Origin of the sequence: Arthrobacter sp. NamB2, assembly GCF_005281365.1 — a bacterium.
In the GTDB taxonomy this organism is placed as follows: Bacteria; Actinomycetota; Actinomycetes; order Actinomycetales; family Micrococcaceae; genus Arthrobacter_D.
Genome location: NZ_SZWI01000003.1, coordinates 144,998 through 160,416 on the forward strand (window position 1 = coordinate 144,998; position 15,419 = coordinate 160,416).

The window sequence follows — 15,419 nt, forward strand, 5'->3', positions numbered from 1 at the left end:
TGCCCGGCGGGGCGTTCCGGGTGCATGCAAGACTGGCGCAATGCAGACCTTCCTGCCGTACCCCGACTTCGCGGCGAGCGCCGCGGTACTGGACCAGGCGAGGCTCGGAAAGCAGCGCGTCGAGACACTTCAGGCGCTGCGCGCCCTCGTGATACCGGACTACGGCTGGCGGCAGCACCCCGCCATCCGCATGTGGATGGGGTACGTCCCGGCGCTCACGGTGTATGGACTGGCGATGGTCTCGGAGTGGGTCTCCCGCGGCCACGCCGACTCCACGCACCGGCAGATCCTCGAGTTCGCTCCACACGTCCTCGAGGATCCCGACGTGCCGATGCCGCCATGGCTCGGTGAGCCGGCCCTCCATGTGAGCCACCAGTCCAACCTCATCCAAAAGGCACCCGAGATCTACAGGAGCAGGTTCCCGGGCGTGCCGGAGGACCTTCCGTACTACTGGCCGGAACCCGAGCAGGTACGCGTACCCGCGGAGCCGGACGGCAGGCGCCTCTGGATCTGGCGGGCTGCGGCACACCCGCCGGAGGGCGACGCGACGTTGCTCATGCCGCCCGACCCGCCCGGCGGACGAGCCGCACCGAAGTGGGAGCGGCAGCTCCACACGTTCGAGGAAGGCATCGAGGACGGCGACGCCGTCGCCATCGCGGACCCGGACGGAGAGCACTTCCGCACGGGCCACGTGGGTCCGGTCCTGATGCACGAGGACGGACTGCTGCGCCCGGCGCGCCTGCACGGCTGGCTGCGGCGCTCCGACTTCGACCCACCGGCCCTGCTGCAGGACCCGCGCACGCTCTTCAGCGTGGGTCTTCCAGGCGCGCTGCGATCCGGGCCCAGCTGACCTCCTGGCCCAGCTGACCTCGGGCTCTGCTACGTCCCGTCAGCGGCTGTACCCGGTGCCTACGCCGAGGCGAGCTGCCGGGTACGGCTCCCGTCGGCGATCGTCACACCGTGCGCCTCGAGCCGCCGCCGCGTCTCCTCCCGGGGTACGACCTCCCCGACGGACGCGTGGCGGCCGGCCGGCACCACCGAGTGCACGATCGTCTCCTCGTAGACGTGCACGAGGTTGTACGACTGGGCGCCGTCGCGGCCGCGGGTACCACCGCCGTCGAAGAGTAGATCCTGGGTGTAGCAGGTGGCGCTGGCCACGGAGACGGGAACGCCCGCGAACATCGCCGTCGTGGAGTAGTGGAGGTGGCCTGCGAGGATCGTCCGCACGTCAGAACCCCGCACGACGTCGGCGAGCGAGCGCTGGTCGCGCAGCTCCACGAGGACCGCGAGATCCTGCACGCTGGGTACGGGCGGGTGGTGCAGGGCGAGAATCGTCCCGTGGGGAGCGGGAACCGCGAGTTCGTGGGCGAGCCAGCGACGTTGCGCGTCCGTGAACTCCCCGTGGTGGTGGCCGGGCACGGTTGAGTCCATCGTGATGATGCGCAGTCCGTCGATGAAGTGCACCGCGTCCACAGGAGCGTCAGGCCGAGCCGGTGACCTCTCGTCGAGGAGGCCGGCCCTGAAGGACGCGCGGTCGTCGTGGTTGCCCATGGCCCAGATGACCCTTGCCCCCAGCCGTGCTGCTGCCGGATCCACGATCGCCCGGAGCTTCGCATAGGCGCCCGGTTCCCCCTTGTCCGCGAGATCGCCGGTGAAGACGATCGCCTGGGGACGCGCCCCGGATCGCTCCAGGTCGTCGAAGACCTCACGAAGCCGCTGCTCACTGTCCACCGCCCCGTACAGGGGTGCTTCCCCGTCGAGCAGGTGCGTGTCGCTCATATGCAGGATGAAGTGCTGGGGCCGGGGGTGTTCTGCTGTCCGGGGGACCATGAAACCTACTCCGCTAGCTGTGGTCGGGCACTCCGACCATCACACCAGAGGCACAGGTGATTCTCGTGAACCACCTGCGGCAGGCCGAGGAACATTGCGGAAACTTATGCCCACGTGCTCGCGTTGGACAGCCCGACCACGAGCTCCCGGGGCGGTGCACGGGCACTGGCGGCGTGGGACGGCGCGTCGTAGGCTTCGAGAACGAGCAGCTCCTTCCCCCGACTCCCGCAGCGAAAGGCACCACCATGGGATTCCGCCCCAGCCACATTCCCCTCCGTCTCACCACCGGTGCGTTCATCCTCAACTCCGGCCTCGGGAAGACCAGCCTCGACGAAGGCTCCGCGGGCTACATGCAGGCCATGGCGTCCAAGGCCTTCCCCCAGATCAGCCAGCTCGACGCGCAGCAGTTCGGCAAGGCGCTCGCAGCCTCGGAGATCGCCATCGGCTCGGCGCTGCTGGCTCCGTTCATCCCGAGCAGGCTGGCCGGCCTCGGTCTGCTGGCCTTCTCCGCGGGCATGATCACCATGTACCTCCGCACCCCGGAGCTGACGCAGGAGGACGGCATCCGGCCGACCCAGGACGGCACCTCCGTGGCCAAGGACATTTGGCTGGTCGGCATCGCGCTGTCCCTCATCCTCGACCGCAAGAAGAAGTAGGTCCGTACAGCAGGATGCCCCCGCCGCCGCGGGGGCATCCTGCTCGGGACGCTGGACAAGGAGGGCATCGGACATGTGCGGACGCTTCGTCATCGCCGGTAACAGGGCGGACCTCATCGACGCGTTCGAGATCGACGAGTCCGTGGAGGACGAGGTCGAACCTTCCTGGAACGTCGCGCCGACCGACACCGTGCAACTCGTCGTCGAGCGGCTCGACCCGGACAGCGGGGAGCTCACGCGTCGCCTCGAACCTGCTCGCTGGGGTCTCATCCCCTCGTGGTCGAAATCCGCAACGGTCGGGGCGCGCATGATCAACGCCCGCAGCGAGACTGTGCTCGAGAAGCCGTCCTTCCGTGCCGCCGCGCTCAAACGCCGCGGGATCGTACCCGCTGACGGGTACTACGAATGGCGGAAGAACGACGACGGCTCGAAGACCCCTATCTACCTGCACGGGCCGGACGGCAACCACCTCGGCTTCGCCGGGCTCTACGAGTTCTGGCGGGACCCGGCGACGGCGTCCGAGGACCATCCGCAGGGGTCATGGGTGGTGAGCTGCACGATCATCACCCGCCCGGCCAGTGATGCGCTCGGCGAGATCCACGACCGCACGCCGGTGATCGTGCCTCCGCAGTTGCGGGGCGACTGGCTCGATCCGCGCAACGACTCCCGCCCGGCCGTGCAGGAACTGCTGGATGCCATCCCCGACCCGCACCTAGTGCCACGGCGCGTGGGGACCCGCGTGGGATCGGTGCGCAACAACGGTCCGGATCTCATCGAGCCCCTGCCAGGGGACATCACGGCCGACGGCGAACAGCAGACCCTCCTCTAGCCGCGGCTAGAGGTGTGTCAGCTGCGCTCGGTGCCGCTGTAGGGCGCTCGGGGGGCGGGCGGCAGGTCGGAGATGTACTCGTTGACCGCCAGCGCGAGCATGTCGCGCTCGAAGGGTGGGAGCAGCAGCGAACTGTAGAGGTAGGCGTCGATCTCCTCCTCCCCCGCGTTGCCGCCGAGGCTGAAGTACCGGAGCCAGAGATCGTAGGTGGACAGGCTCCTCGAGCGGAAGGCCGCGCACGTGCGGCGCTGCTGTTCCTGCTCGCCCATTCCCGTTGCCACGATCAACACCTTCCCGGATCATCCAGCCGACGCTCCTGCGTACGGGCGGAGCGTCGTGTCCTCGCCTGTCGAGCCGATTCTCAACGTAGCCATGTGAGCCCCATAAGGGAACCCCGCGACCACGCCGGCTTCTTCCCTTGTCGTCCAGGCGCGCCCTGCCTAGGGTCGGAGGCAGCGCCAAGCTAAGGAGACGCATGATCAGGACGGACATCGCCCCCGGTATCCACTACGTCGAGCACGCTCGGACCAATGTGTACCTGGTGGAGGACGACGACGGGGTGCTGCTGGTGGACACGGGCCTTCCACGGTCCAAGGCCCTGATGCTGCAGGCCCTGTCCCGCATCGGCAGGTCGGTGAAGGACGTGCGAGGAATCATCCTGACGCACGGGCACTTCGACCATGTCGGCACCGCGGAGCACCTGCGGACCCGGTACGGGATCCCGGTGTACTGCCACCCGGACGACGCACACATCGCCGCCCACCCCTACAGCTACCAGCGCGAACGCTCCCCGTTCCTCTACCCGTTACGGTACCCCCGCGCCATCCCCGGTCTGGTGAGGATGACTGCGGCGGGTGCCGTGGAGGTCAAGGGAGTCCGCGACACCCTGCCACTCACGCCGGAGGCGGCTGCGGCGCTGCCGGGGGCGCCGATCCTCGTTCCGACCCCCGGGCACACCAAGGGCCACTGCGGCCTGCACTTCCCGGACCGCGACGCCGTCATCAGTGGGGATGCACTCGTCACCCTCGACCCGTACACGGGCCATCCCGGCCCCCAGGTGGTGGCCCGCGCGGCGACCGCCGATACCGCGACGGCCCTCAGGTCCCTGGACGCTCTCCGTTCGACCCGAGCGCGAGTGGTGCTGCCCGGACACGGGTTCCCCTGGCGAGCCGGAGTGGACTCCGCCGTGTCGCAGGCGCTGGAGGTCGGCGGCCACTAGGCTGCCGCTGAAGCCCTCGCAGGATCCGCCCTGTCGGCGCGTCCGTACCGCTCGCACGCCACAGCACATGCGCTCCTGTGAGGCGATACGCTGGGCGCATGGGCTGGTTGAAGCGTCAAACGATCATGGGGTTCGCACGCGGCACGGTGAAACGTGCAGCCATCACCCTGTTCTCGGCACAGGCCGTGGTCATCGCGGGACTGGTGGGCGTGGATGCGTACCAGAAGCTCCAGCGCACCAAGCGGGAGGGCTTTCCCCAGCCGGGCACCTTCCACACGACGATCGCCCATACGGAGACCACGGTCTACACCTACGGCGAGGACCTCTTCGACGCCATGATCGAGGCGATCGACAACGCCGAGTTCCAGGTCCTCCTGGAAACCTATATCTGGAAGGGCGACGAGGTGGGCGCCCGGTTCCGCGACGCCGTGAACCGGGCGGCCGAACGCGGGGTGAAGGTCTTCGTCATCTACGACGGCTTCGCGAACCTCGTCGTGAACCCGTTCTTCTACGATTTCCATCCTCTCGTGAACGCCTACCGCTTCCCCGTCCTGCGTCCGTCGATCGTCTTCACCAACATCCGCGGGACCGGCTTCGACCACCGGAAGGTGCTCGTGGTGGACGACAAGGTGGGCTTCGTGGGCGGTTACAACCTGGGATCGGTCTACGCGACCAAGTGGCGAGACACCCACCTGGAGCTTCGCGGTCCGTCCGTCTGGGAACTCCGCGAGGCCTTCGTCAACTTCTGGAATCTCCGGGCGATCCCGCGACGACCGCAACTACCGGATCTCAGCGCGGACTTCTGGGAACCCAGGATCCGCGCGGTCAACAACATCCCCGCCCTTTTGGTGTTCCCCATCCGCGGCATCTACCTCGAAGCCATCAACCGGGCACAGAAGCACATCTACATCACGACGGCCTACTTCATCCCCGACCAGCAGATCCTGGACGCGCTCCTTCGGGCGAGCCGCCGCGGCGTCGACGTCCGGGTGATCCTTCCGGAGGACTCCAACCACGTGGTGTCGGACTGGCTGTCCCGCGGGTTCTACTCGTCGCTGATCAGCGCGGGCGTGCAGATCCTGCTGTACCAGAACTCCATGATCCACGCGAAGACCGCCACCATCGATGGCGAGTGGAGCACCGTGGGCACGGCCAACATCGACCGGCTCAGCCTCACCGGGAACTACGAGATCAACCTCGAGATCTTCGACCGCGACCTCGCCGCCACGATGGAAGAGATCTTCGCGGTCGATTCCTCGAACAGCCGGGTGCTGACCCAGGAGGAGTGGTCGAGCCGCCCGGTCGTCGCGCGGGTCAGCGAACTCATCCTCGCTCCGCTGCGTCCGTTCCTGTGACCCGGCACGGAGCGGGGACTGCTCCGGTCCGGGTCAGTGCCGGGCCTCAGCGGCCGGCAGCATAGCCCTGCGCTCCCCGCGGGTTCGCCGCGGCGGACAGCACGCCGGTCTCATGGTCCTTGGCGACGGCGGAGAGCCGACCGAGTGACCACTCCCCTGCCCGCGTGACCACATGGCCCCGACGTTCGAGGTCCTCGATGACGTCCTCGCCCAGCCGGTCCTCGACGACCGCGCCGCCCGGTTCCCACGTCCGCGGCCAGAAGGATCCGGGGATGGACGTCGTGTGCAGGGAGGGGGCGTCGATGGCCTGTTGCGGCGTGTATCCCCCGACGATCGTGCGGAGGATGTAGAGCAGTTGCCACTGATCCTGCTGATCGCCGCCCGGCGAACCCAGTGCGACGACGGGCTTGCCGTCCTTCAGGATCAGTGTCGGCGTGAGCGTGGTGCGTGGCCTCCTGCCCGCCTGGAGTGTGGACGGACCGCCCTCCTCGAGCCAGCTCATCTGCAGCCGGGAGCCGAGGCAGAACCCGAGCTCCGGAATGGTCGGCGAGGACTGCAGCCAGCCACCGCTCGGGGTGGCGGACACCATGTTGCCCGCCGAGTCCACCACGTCGATGTGGCAGGTGTCGCCGCGTGTTTCCCCGCTGCGCGAGACCGTCGGTTCGCCGACCCCGGCGAAGCCGCTGCTGCCGGCGAGGGCCGGGGGCGTGTAGTCGGTGCGCAGCGGAGGGGTGAAGGGCGTGAGGCCCGGCACCGTCCCGGGCCGGAACTCGAGCGACGCGTGATCACCGATCAGTGATCGGCGCTCGGCCGCATACTCCGGTGAGAGCAGGTAGTCCATGGGAACCTCGGCGTCGCCGTAGTAGGCCTCGCGATCCGCGATGGCGAGCTTCTGCGCCTCGAGGATGGTGTGCGCTCCGATCGCCGTGGACGGGTCGAGGCGTTCGTCGTCGAACCCGTCGAGGATGGCGAGGGTCTGCAGCAGCGCCGGACCCTGGCCCCACGGGCCCGTCTTGGCGATGACGTGGCCTCTGAACTCGAAGGTGGTCGCCTCCTCGTAGCCCGCCTCGAAGCCTGCGAAGTCCTCGACGGTGATGACGCCGGCGTGGTCGAGCCCGGAGGAGTGCCGGTGCGGTGTCCGCACGAACTCGGCGGCGGCCTGCGCCACGAGTCCGGTCCGCCATTCGAGCCGGGCAGCGTCGATGCGCTCGCTCCGGGTGGCTCCGTCCGCCGCCGCGCTGACGAGGGACCCGAGGACACGGGCGTAGGCCTCGTTCCGGATGACTTCACCCTCGCGCGGCGCCCTGCCCTCGGGCATCCAGAGCGCGGCCGACGTCGGCCAGTGCTCGGTGAAGAGGTCCGCGACGGCGGCGATGGTGGCTCCGACGCGGCCGACGACGGGATGGCCGTCGCGAGCGTACCCGATCGCGAACGCCAGCACGTCCCCGAGTTCCCAGGTGCCATGGTCGCGCAGCAGGACCAGCCAGGCGTCGACTGCAGCAGGTACGGCGGCGGCCAGGGCGCCCGCACCCGGGACGAGTTCGAAGCCCTCTGCGAGGTAGTGCTCGCGCGTCGCCGCGGCGGGAGCAGGCCCCTGCCCCATGAGGACGACCGGCCTGCCCGGCGCCTCGGCCGTCGCGAAGACCCCGGTCATGTCTCCACCGGGACCGTTGAGGTGAGGTTCGACGACGTGCAGGACGAAGGCCCCGGCGACGGCGGCGTCGAAGGCGTTCCCGCCGCGCTCGAGGACCGCCTGGGCGGACGCGGTGGCGAGCCAGTGCGTCGATGCGCTCATCCCGAAGGTGCCCTGCAAAGTAGGCCGCGTGGTGAAGGAAGGGGGAGGTGTGTACGTCATCGGATCACTTTCGGCTGTCCTGGCGGGCGGGCTGCACGGCTCTGTACGACGATAGGCTCTGTATACAGTCGTTTCAAGGTCGTTGCCAAAGGAAATCATCGTGAAGAAGAACCGGGTGGCGACGGATCGCCTCCATCTGTGGCTCATGCTCGTCCTGACGTTCTCCACGGGAGTGATCGACGCCGTCGGCTACCTCGGCCTCGACCGCGTCTTCACGGGCAACATGACGGGCAACGTGGTACTGCTCGGCATGGCCTTCGCGGGCGGCGCCGACCTGCCGATACTTAGGCCCGCCCTCGCCCTCGTCTTCTTCATGGTCGGTGCAGCTCTTGCGGGCCGGGTGCTCCGGAAGGGACCTGAGGGCTGGTCCGGCCGCACGTCCAGCGCCCTGCTCACGGTGACGATCGGGCTGACAGCCCTGGCGGTCTTCGTCGCGGTGGTGGACGTACACGCCGACGAGGCGCTGGGCAGCATCACGACGTCGGTGCTCGCAGCGATGATGGGCATCCAGGCCGCCACCGCGAAGCGCCTGAAGGTCGCTGAGATCACCACCGTCGTCGTCACCTCCACCATCACCGGCCTCGCGTCCGACTCCCGCCTCGCGGGTGGAAAGAGCCCGTTCTGGGCCCGGCGCTCCTCCGCGATCGCGCTCATCATGGCCGGTGCCGTCGTGGGCGCACTGACGCTGAAGGTGGACCTCTGGCTCGGCGTCGCCGTCTCCGCGGCGCTTTCCGCCGTCGTCACCCTGCTCGGACACCTCCGTCACCGGCGGGACCGCGAGGAACGTGTCGCAGAAGACGCCAAGGAATCCGCACTACGGTAGAGCCATGGAACAGGTTGACCGGCAGTTCGAATTCCACCGCCTCGCCCGATCGTGGCCGCGCTACCGCTGGTGGAGACCACTCCTGACCGCGTTGCTGGGGATGGCCTTCTACCTGGCCTTCACCGTCGTCCTGCTACTCGTCGGACTCATCGCGGCACTCGCCACGTCTGCCGATCTCGAGCAGTACATGGAGGCCGCGGCGACGATCGACCTCAGCAACCCGGTGATCTTCGCCTTCACCCTGATCTCGCTGATCCTCATGATTCCCGCGCTCGCGCTCGCCACACTGATCGTGGGACCGAAACCCATCGGCCTGCTGTCCTCGGTTGCCGGGCGCATCCGCTGGGGCTGGCTCTCCGTCTGTACGCTGGTTGCGACAGCCGTGTTCCTGGTGAGCCTCGCCGTCTCGACCGTGATCGGTTTCTTCTTCCCTGAGGAGGCGGTCCCGCTTCCCGCACAGCCGGACACCCCGACCCTGCTGATCATGCTCGCCCTGTCCATCCTCGCCGTGCCGTTCCAGGCCGCGGCCGAGGAATACGTGTTCCGCGGCTTCCTGATGCAGGCCATCGGCAGCTGGTTGCGGCACCCCGCCTTCGCGATCCTGCTGCCCGTGCCGCTCTTCGTCCTCGGACACGGTTACGATCCGCTCGGCCAGACGGACGTCGCGATCTTCGCGATCTTCGCGGGGTGGATCAGCTGGCGCACGGGCGGGCTTGAAGCGGCTATCGCGGTCCACGCCATCAACAACATGACCATCTTCATCCTCGGCGCCTTCGGGCTGGTGGACGTCAATTCGACCGAGGGCTCGGTCAGCGGACTCATCATCTCCGGAGCGACCATGGCGGTGACCGCTGTCGTCATCATCCGCCTCGCGAACCGCAGGGGCATCGGCCGGACCCGGACGGTGTCCTCTGAACCCGTGCAGGCCGGTTACCCCTTCCCTGCCGCCCCGTTCCCCGGAGGTGCTGTTCCGCCGGCGGTCACCTCTGAGCCGGGCGCCCAGGGGCCGGTCGCTCCCTCCGACCCCTGGGCGACCGCACAGGGCCCGCGGATCCAGAACCAGCAGCAGGCCGGGCAGCCTCTGGCCGGCCCCTACGAGCCATCGCAGTACGGCCGCTCCCACGCACCGGGCTCCGGAGCTCCACCGGTACCCGTGATCCCCCGGACCCTGCCCGCTGAGGAACAGCCGGCGGAGCACGGTTCGGCGGCCGCGCCCCCGGCGCCTTCGTCGTCGGATGGCAGGGACTACAGGGCCGACCGCCACCCTTCCGGGCCTGCTCACCCTGCCGGCCCTGGCTATCCTCCCGGCACGCCGCATCCCGCCGGTCCGGGCCACCCCGGCCCCGACCCGGCCACGAGTGGTCCTGCCGACGGCCAGGAGGACCGGCCGCGCGGTTCGTGACGAGCGACCGTCCGGCGTCGACCAGCCATGGCAGGACGTCGCACCGGCGTCGTCGACCGCGCTGATTCCGGTACCGACGCCGTGAGCAGCGCCCGCCGGCTCACCCCTCGACGCGCAGGCCCATGCTCTCGGCCAGGAACGGAGCCAGGAGCTGCAGCTGGTGCTCGTCGATCGTGGCGCCGCGCAGCCCGTCGAGCCCGCTGATGCTGCGGAAGCTGCTGGTCCGCAGGTCGGCGTCCTTGAGCTGGGCGCCGTCGAGCGTGAGGGCGCCGATGGTGCAGTCCTGCAGCGCGACGCGCGTCGCCCGCACGCCCGTGAGGTCCAGTTCCCCGATGATGCAGCCTCTGACGAGGACATCGGTCAGGTGGGAACTGCGGAGATTGACGTAGTCGAGCTTTCCACCGTCGAGATGGACGCCGTCGAATCGGCTGTCGTACAACTCCGCCGATCCCCAGCGGGTGCTGCGCAGGGACGTCTCGCGCCAGCTGCTCCGGGCCGCGCGGAGCACCGGAGCGAAGAGGTCCTCGATGGCGCACTCGATGAAGCGTGCGCCGCGCAGTTCCGTGTCGTTGAGCGATACGCCCTCCAGCACACACTCCTGCAGCGTGATGCCTGCCAGGTCCTCGCCGTCCAGTGTGAGCCGTCCGTAGTGCTCACCCTCGCGATGGTCGCCGTCCAGCAGGCCCGGCTCCTCGACGCGCGTGACCCCCTGCGGTGCCCTGAGTGAGAGGCGAGGGGCATTCGTGGCGCTACGCCTGGTTCTCGGTGGCATGCCGTCGTCCGATCGTCGTCCCGGCTACACCTCCTGCAGCCGCTCCCATCCAACCATCCAGCGGTGTCACAGCCATTCACCCGGAACGATCGATCCCCTACAGTGGATCAACCCCGTCTCCGGACGCCGCCACCAGCCATCGGTCGGCGCGGGAACAGCACGGGCCACCGAAGGAGGACGACTCGCGATGCCGACACCGGACAGGACAGCAGACACGACGAGCGGACAGGACGCCTCGCTCCTGAGGGTGCTCGGCAACTGGGACGCGCTCGCCCTCGGTTTCGGCGCGATGATCGGTTTCGGGTGGGTGGTGCTCACGGGCGGGTGGATCGCCTCGGCGGGTACCGGAGGCGCCATGCTGGCCATGGTCACAGGCGGTGTCATCATGGGCGTCGTCGGTCTGACCTACGCCGAGCTCACGGCCGCCATGCCCAAGGCGGGCGGCGAACACAACTTCCTCCTCAGGGGCATGGGACCCCGCTGGTCCTTCGTCGGTTCCTGGGCGATCACCGGGGGCTATGTCACGATCGTCGCCTTCGAGGCCGTGGCTCTCCCCAGGACCGCCGAGTACATCTTCCCGAACCTCAGCCATATACCGCTCTGGACGGTCGCAGGCGATCAGGTGCACCTGACCTGGGCGCTCGTGGGCGCAGTCGCAGCAGTCGTCATCACTCTGATCAACATCCGCGGCGTGAAGATCGCCGGCGCCGCGCAGACGTTCGTCGTCGTCTTCCTGCTCGTCATCGGGCTCGTCCTCGTCCTCGGCAGCGTCACCGGCGGGTCGGTGTCCAACATGCAGCCGTTCCTCACGGGCGGCTCAGCGGGCTTCTTCGCCGTCCTGGTCGTGGTGCCGTTCCTTTTCGTCGGCTTCGACGTGATTCCGCAGTCCGCGGAGGAGGTGAACATCCCGGCCCGGCAGATCGGCAGGCTCGTCGTCGTCGCCGTCATCCTTGCGACCATCTGGTACGTGATGACGATCCTGACGACGTCGTCCGCGATGCCCGCCGGCGAACTCGCCACCGCGGACATCGCTACCGCAGATGCCATGGGCACGATGTTCGGGACCGACATCATGGCGAAGGTCCTGATCGCGGGCGGGATCGCGGGCATCCTCACCTCCTGGAACTCCCTGCTCCTCGGTGCGTCCCGACTCATGTACTCGATGTCGCGCTCGGGGATGCTCCCGCGCTGGTTCGGGGTGCTGCACCCGCTGTACAGGACTCCGGTCAACGCCCTCATCTTCATCGGCGCGCTCTCCTTCGCCGCCCCGTTCTTCGGCACACAGATGCTCGGCTGGCTCGTCGATTCCGGCGCACCGAGCATCGTCCTCGCCTACATCCTCGTGTCCCTCGTCTTCGTCATCCTGCGCCGGCGGGAACCGGCGATGGAGCGTCCGCTGCGCATCGGCGGGGCGGGGAACGGCGGAACCGTGATCGGCTGGATCGCCGTCGTGCTCTGCGTGGGCCTGCTGAGCCTGTACCTCCCCGGTATGCCGGCAGCGCTCACGCCTCCACCGTGGATACTCTTCGGCCTGTGGTGGGTGCTCGGGATCGTCTTCCTGCTCCGGATCCCGCGCGGCATCGCGCCGGGGCACGACGCCGAGGAGCGGCTCCTCGCCGAGCTGTCCGATCGCCGCTGACGCACGTCCGTTCACGACCGGAGCCGTGCTTTACTGGGGTCATTCGTCAGTCCAGGGGGAGGAAGACCGATGAGCGGCGACCGGGTGCAGGACACGTACGATCCGCGCTTCGACGGCATCTACCAGCGTGGCGGGAGCACAGCGGCGGCGTCACCAGCGCCACCGCCCCCTCCCCTGCCGTACGCGCCCGAGACTCCGCCGATCCCGTCCGCCCCGGCGGTGATCCGCGAAGTCGGCGACGGCGCCGTGCCTCCACCGCAGGCAGGAGCGAGGAATCCCTATGACGTGTGGTTGTGGATCGTCGCCGGAGTCTCCCTGGCGCTCGGGGTGTACTTCCTGTGGGCGCCGGCGCTCCACGAGCAGGCCTACATGGAGAGCGTCATCTCCGTGGGACCGGCGAGCACGAGCTACCAGGGGCCACCGTGGTTCAGCTACACGGTGGCAGCAGGCCCGCCGCTGATCTTCCTCGGCGGCGCTGCGGCCGTCGGGCAGCTCGCCCTCCTGTCGCTGCGCCACACCCGGCAGACCTCCTAGTCGGCGCGCAGGGCGTCGCCCTCGGCACCGCTGCGAGGGGCACGTTCGGGAGAAGCACGTTCGTGAGAGGCACGAGCCCGACCGCGGAGTGCCTGCCCGTAGGGTGGACAGCATGGAATCGCCGATCGAAAGCTACCTGAGGACCATCCACCGGGAGATCTCCGACCTCAGGGACGGAAAGCCGTACAGCACCATCCCCGCCATGGCGAACGTCGATCCCGACAACTTCGGCATCTGCCTCACCACGGTGGACGGCTACATGTACGAGGTCGGCGACACACGCGAGGAATTCACCATCCAGTCGATCTCGAAGCCCTTCACCTACGGACTGGCACTGGCGGACCTGGGCATGGAGGCCGTGGACGCGAAGGTGGACGTCGAGCCCTCCGGTGATTCGTTCAACGAGATCTCGCTCGCGCCGGGCAGCGGGCGGCCGTCGAACGCGATGATCAACGCGGGCGCGCTGACCGCGACGTCGCTCGTCCAGTCCCGGCGCGGCAACTCGCGCTTCAAGCGCATCCTGACCACGTACTCCCAGTTCGCCGGCCGGCAGCTGGGCGTGGACGAGCAGATCTTCCGCTCCGAGCTGGAGCACGGCCACCGCAACCGCGCCCTCGCCTACCTCCTGCGGTCCTTCGACATCATCGAGGACGATCCGACGCCGGTCATCGAGGACTATTTCCGCCAGTGCTCCGTCATGGTCAACTGCATCGACCTGTCCATCATGGCCGCGACGCTCGCCAACTCCGGCCGGAACCCCCTGACCGGCGTGGAGGCCATGGATCTGCTGGCGGTGGAGAGGGTCCTGTCCGTGATGACCACGTGCGGGATGTACGACGACGCAGGCTCCTGGATCAGCACCGTGGGCATGCCCGCCAAGAGCGGAGTGGGCGGCGGCACGATCGCCGTCCTGCCCGGCCAGGTGGGTCTCGCCGTCTATTCGCCGCCACTCGACGAGCACGGCAGCAGCGTGCGCGGCATGGCCACGAGCCAGCGGCTGTCGCGCGACATGGAACTCCACTTCGTTCGGGCGGCACGCGCCGGCCGCTCGGCGATCAGGGCGACCTACGACATCACGGCCGCGCCGTCCGGCATCCGCCGGACCGACGAGGCCATGGACGTGCTCCGCGATCACGGGCACCGCGCGATGGTCATCGAACTCAACGGCGACCTCCTCTTCGCCGGCACCGAATCGATGGTGCGCGAGCTCAGCGGGCTGGACGACGACGTCGACTTCGTGATCCTCGACATGCGGCGCGTCGACGAGGTCGCGGACGTCTCCCTCCGCCTGCTCGGCGAGGTGCGGGAGAACCTCTCGAAGGTGGACCGCGACCTGGTGCTCATCGACGGCGAGGGCACCCTTGCGGAGACCTTCAAGGAGGTCGACCGGCCCGTTCCCACCTTCGACACCCGCACCGCCGCCGTGGAATGGTGCGAGAACGAACTCATCACCCGGTACGGGGCCGACCTCCTCCTCCCATCGGAAGTGGAGGTGGCGCAGTGCCCGGCGCTGGCTCCCCTCACGGACGACGACGTCGAGGCCCTGACCGCCCGCATGGAGGATCGCACCTACGAGAAGGGACACGTGGTGCGACGCGTCGGGCAACCCTTCGGCGGGGTGTACTTCATCCTCTCGGGGAAGATCGTCACATCGGTTCCCGGGCCCACCGGCGAGCGCCTCAAGCTGACCACCCTGAGTGCAGGCATGACCTTCGGGGAACTTGCGCTCGGCAGCGACGACCGGCAGGAAACCACGGTCAAGGCGCTGGAGGACGTCCATGTGATGGTGCTGACCGCGCAGGCCATCCGGACGCTCGAGAAGGAGGATCCGCGGCTCGCCGTCGAACTGTGGAAGGCGCTGACGCGGGACGCCTACACGCGGGTGGACCTGTACCTGCGGGAGACGGCCGTGCGGATCCGCGACTAGCGCGCGGCGTCCGCGTCAGCCGCCGCCTTGAGGTTCCGCAGCGTCCGGCGGATGTTGCCGCGCTGGAACGCGGCGAAGGTCGTTCCGCCGGTGGCGACGTAGTCGAAGGCCCGGGCGACGCCGTCCGGCCAGGGGCGATCGTCCGTCCATGACTCCGTCACGAGGGTCCCGCCCTCGTGCTCCGCGAAGGTGTATCGCCAGGTTGCGATGCGCGCGGGAAGCAGGTGCCTCGTGCCTCCGATGGCATGCACGCGGAAGGCGAACTCGCGGCCGGGATACGCCGCCGTCACGGTGCAGCGTGTCGTCCACCTGACGCGACCGCGTCTGTTGGCGCCGTCGAAGACCGCTCCGACGGACACGCCCCCGCCCCCGCCCCCGGCGAGCACCCCTCCCCTGTTCTCCGGGCTCCACTCGCCCATTCTCGTGATGTCACTGACCATGGCGTAGAGCACCTGCGGCGGGCGTCCGATCACCACGCTGTCCGAGACCGACCTCACGCGTTCCATGGTCCCCCTCACCGTCGTCCGCGCTTCCCTGCATCGGGTTCCGCCGCGGGCCAGTCTACGGCCGCCGGCCGG

Annotated in this window: 15 protein-coding genes; 10 read left to right on the plus strand and 5 right to left on the minus strand. The window is 68.8% G+C overall.

Annotated features, from left to right (window positions below; translation table 11 throughout):
- Window positions 1-40 precede the first annotated feature (40 nt).
- Complete coding sequence (locus FDK12_RS07170; RefSeq protein ID WP_137368934.1) at window positions 41-850, plus strand: MSMEG_6728 family protein; 810 nt, start codon at window positions 41-43, stop codon at window positions 848-850.
- Between the two features lie 59 nt (window positions 851-909).
- Here the strand turns inward: FDK12_RS07170 and FDK12_RS07175 are convergent, their stop codons facing one another.
- Window positions 910-1,779, minus strand: coding sequence for a phosphodiesterase (locus FDK12_RS07175; protein WP_317616721.1), 870 nt, complete (start codon window positions 1,777-1,779; stop codon window positions 910-912).
- A 224-nt stretch (window positions 1,780-2,003) separates the two neighbouring features.
- Here FDK12_RS07175 and FDK12_RS07180 point away from each other — a divergent pair, with 224 nt between their 5' ends.
- On the plus strand, window positions 2,004-2,486 hold the full coding sequence (locus FDK12_RS07180; RefSeq protein ID WP_308662921.1) for a hypothetical protein: 483 nt from the start codon (window positions 2,004-2,006) through the stop codon (window positions 2,484-2,486).
- Between the two features lie 73 nt (window positions 2,487-2,559).
- Window positions 2,560-3,315 carry an SOS response-associated peptidase gene (locus FDK12_RS07185; RefSeq protein WP_137368936.1) on the plus strand — a complete coding sequence of 252 codons (756 nt, stop codon included), beginning with the start codon at window positions 2,560-2,562 and terminating at the stop codon, window positions 3,313-3,315.
- Window positions 3,316-3,332: 17 nt separating this feature from the next.
- Here FDK12_RS07185 and FDK12_RS07190 read toward each other — a convergent pair whose 3' ends face one another.
- Entirely contained in the window at window positions 3,333-3,596 is a 264-nt protein-coding gene (locus FDK12_RS07190) for a hypothetical protein (RefSeq protein WP_137368937.1), read from the minus strand.
- 194 nt (window positions 3,597-3,790) lie between these two features.
- On the opposite strand from FDK12_RS07190, the gene FDK12_RS07195 reads away from it, so the two are divergent.
- Entirely contained in the window at window positions 3,791-4,534 is a 744-nt protein-coding gene (locus FDK12_RS07195; RefSeq protein WP_137368938.1) for an MBL fold metallo-hydrolase, read from the plus strand.
- Window positions 4,535-4,632: 98 nt separating this feature from the next.
- The gene (locus FDK12_RS07200; protein ID WP_137368939.1) at window positions 4,633-5,889 is read left to right on the plus strand and encodes a phospholipase D-like domain-containing protein; all 1,257 of its coding nucleotides are present in this window, start codon (window positions 4,633-4,635) and stop codon (window positions 5,887-5,889) included.
- A 46-nt stretch (window positions 5,890-5,935) separates the two neighbouring features.
- Here FDK12_RS07200 and FDK12_RS07205 read toward each other — a convergent pair whose 3' ends face one another.
- Entirely contained in the window at window positions 5,936-7,744 is a 1,809-nt protein-coding gene (locus FDK12_RS07205; RefSeq protein ID WP_137368940.1) for a gamma-glutamyltransferase family protein, read from the minus strand.
- A gap of 100 nt (window positions 7,745-7,844) precedes the next feature.
- On the opposite strand from FDK12_RS07205, the gene FDK12_RS07210 reads away from it, so the two are divergent.
- The gene (locus FDK12_RS07210) at window positions 7,845-8,567 is read left to right on the plus strand and encodes a YoaK family protein (RefSeq protein WP_137368941.1); all 723 of its coding nucleotides are present in this window, start codon (window positions 7,845-7,847) and stop codon (window positions 8,565-8,567) included.
- Window positions 8,568-8,571: 4 nt separating this feature from the next.
- Entirely contained in the window at window positions 8,572-9,969 is a 1,398-nt protein-coding gene (locus FDK12_RS07215; protein ID WP_137368942.1) for a CPBP family intramembrane glutamic endopeptidase, read from the plus strand.
- A gap of 100 nt (window positions 9,970-10,069) precedes the next feature.
- Here FDK12_RS07215 and FDK12_RS07220 read toward each other — a convergent pair whose 3' ends face one another.
- Entirely contained in the window at window positions 10,070-10,741 is a 672-nt protein-coding gene (locus tag FDK12_RS07220) for a pentapeptide repeat-containing protein (protein WP_137368943.1), read from the minus strand.
- 187 nt (window positions 10,742-10,928) lie between these two features.
- On the opposite strand from FDK12_RS07220, the gene FDK12_RS07225 reads away from it, so the two are divergent.
- The 3 genes from FDK12_RS07225 to glsA all read left to right on the plus strand — a co-directional run bounded on the left by FDK12_RS07225 (window position 10,929) and on the right by glsA (window position 14,841).
- Window positions 10,929-12,380 carry an APC family permease gene (locus FDK12_RS07225; RefSeq protein WP_137368944.1) on the plus strand — a complete coding sequence of 484 codons (1,452 nt, stop codon included), beginning with the start codon at window positions 10,929-10,931 and terminating at the stop codon, window positions 12,378-12,380.
- 69 nt (window positions 12,381-12,449) lie between these two features.
- On the plus strand, window positions 12,450-12,914 hold the full coding sequence (locus FDK12_RS07230) for a hypothetical protein (RefSeq protein WP_137368945.1): 465 nt from the start codon (window positions 12,450-12,452) through the stop codon (window positions 12,912-12,914).
- A gap of 112 nt (window positions 12,915-13,026) precedes the next feature.
- Window positions 13,027-14,841, plus strand: a complete 1,815-nt coding sequence (gene glsA / locus FDK12_RS07235; RefSeq protein ID WP_137368946.1) for a glutaminase A — start codon at window positions 13,027-13,029, stop codon at window positions 14,839-14,841.
- Here glsA and FDK12_RS07240 read toward each other — a convergent pair.
- Complete coding sequence (locus FDK12_RS07240) at window positions 14,838-15,347, minus strand: SRPBCC family protein (protein ID WP_137368947.1); 510 nt, start codon at window positions 15,345-15,347, stop codon at window positions 14,838-14,840. The genes glsA and FDK12_RS07240 overlap by 4 nt on opposite strands.
- Window positions 15,348-15,419 lie beyond the last annotated feature (72 nt).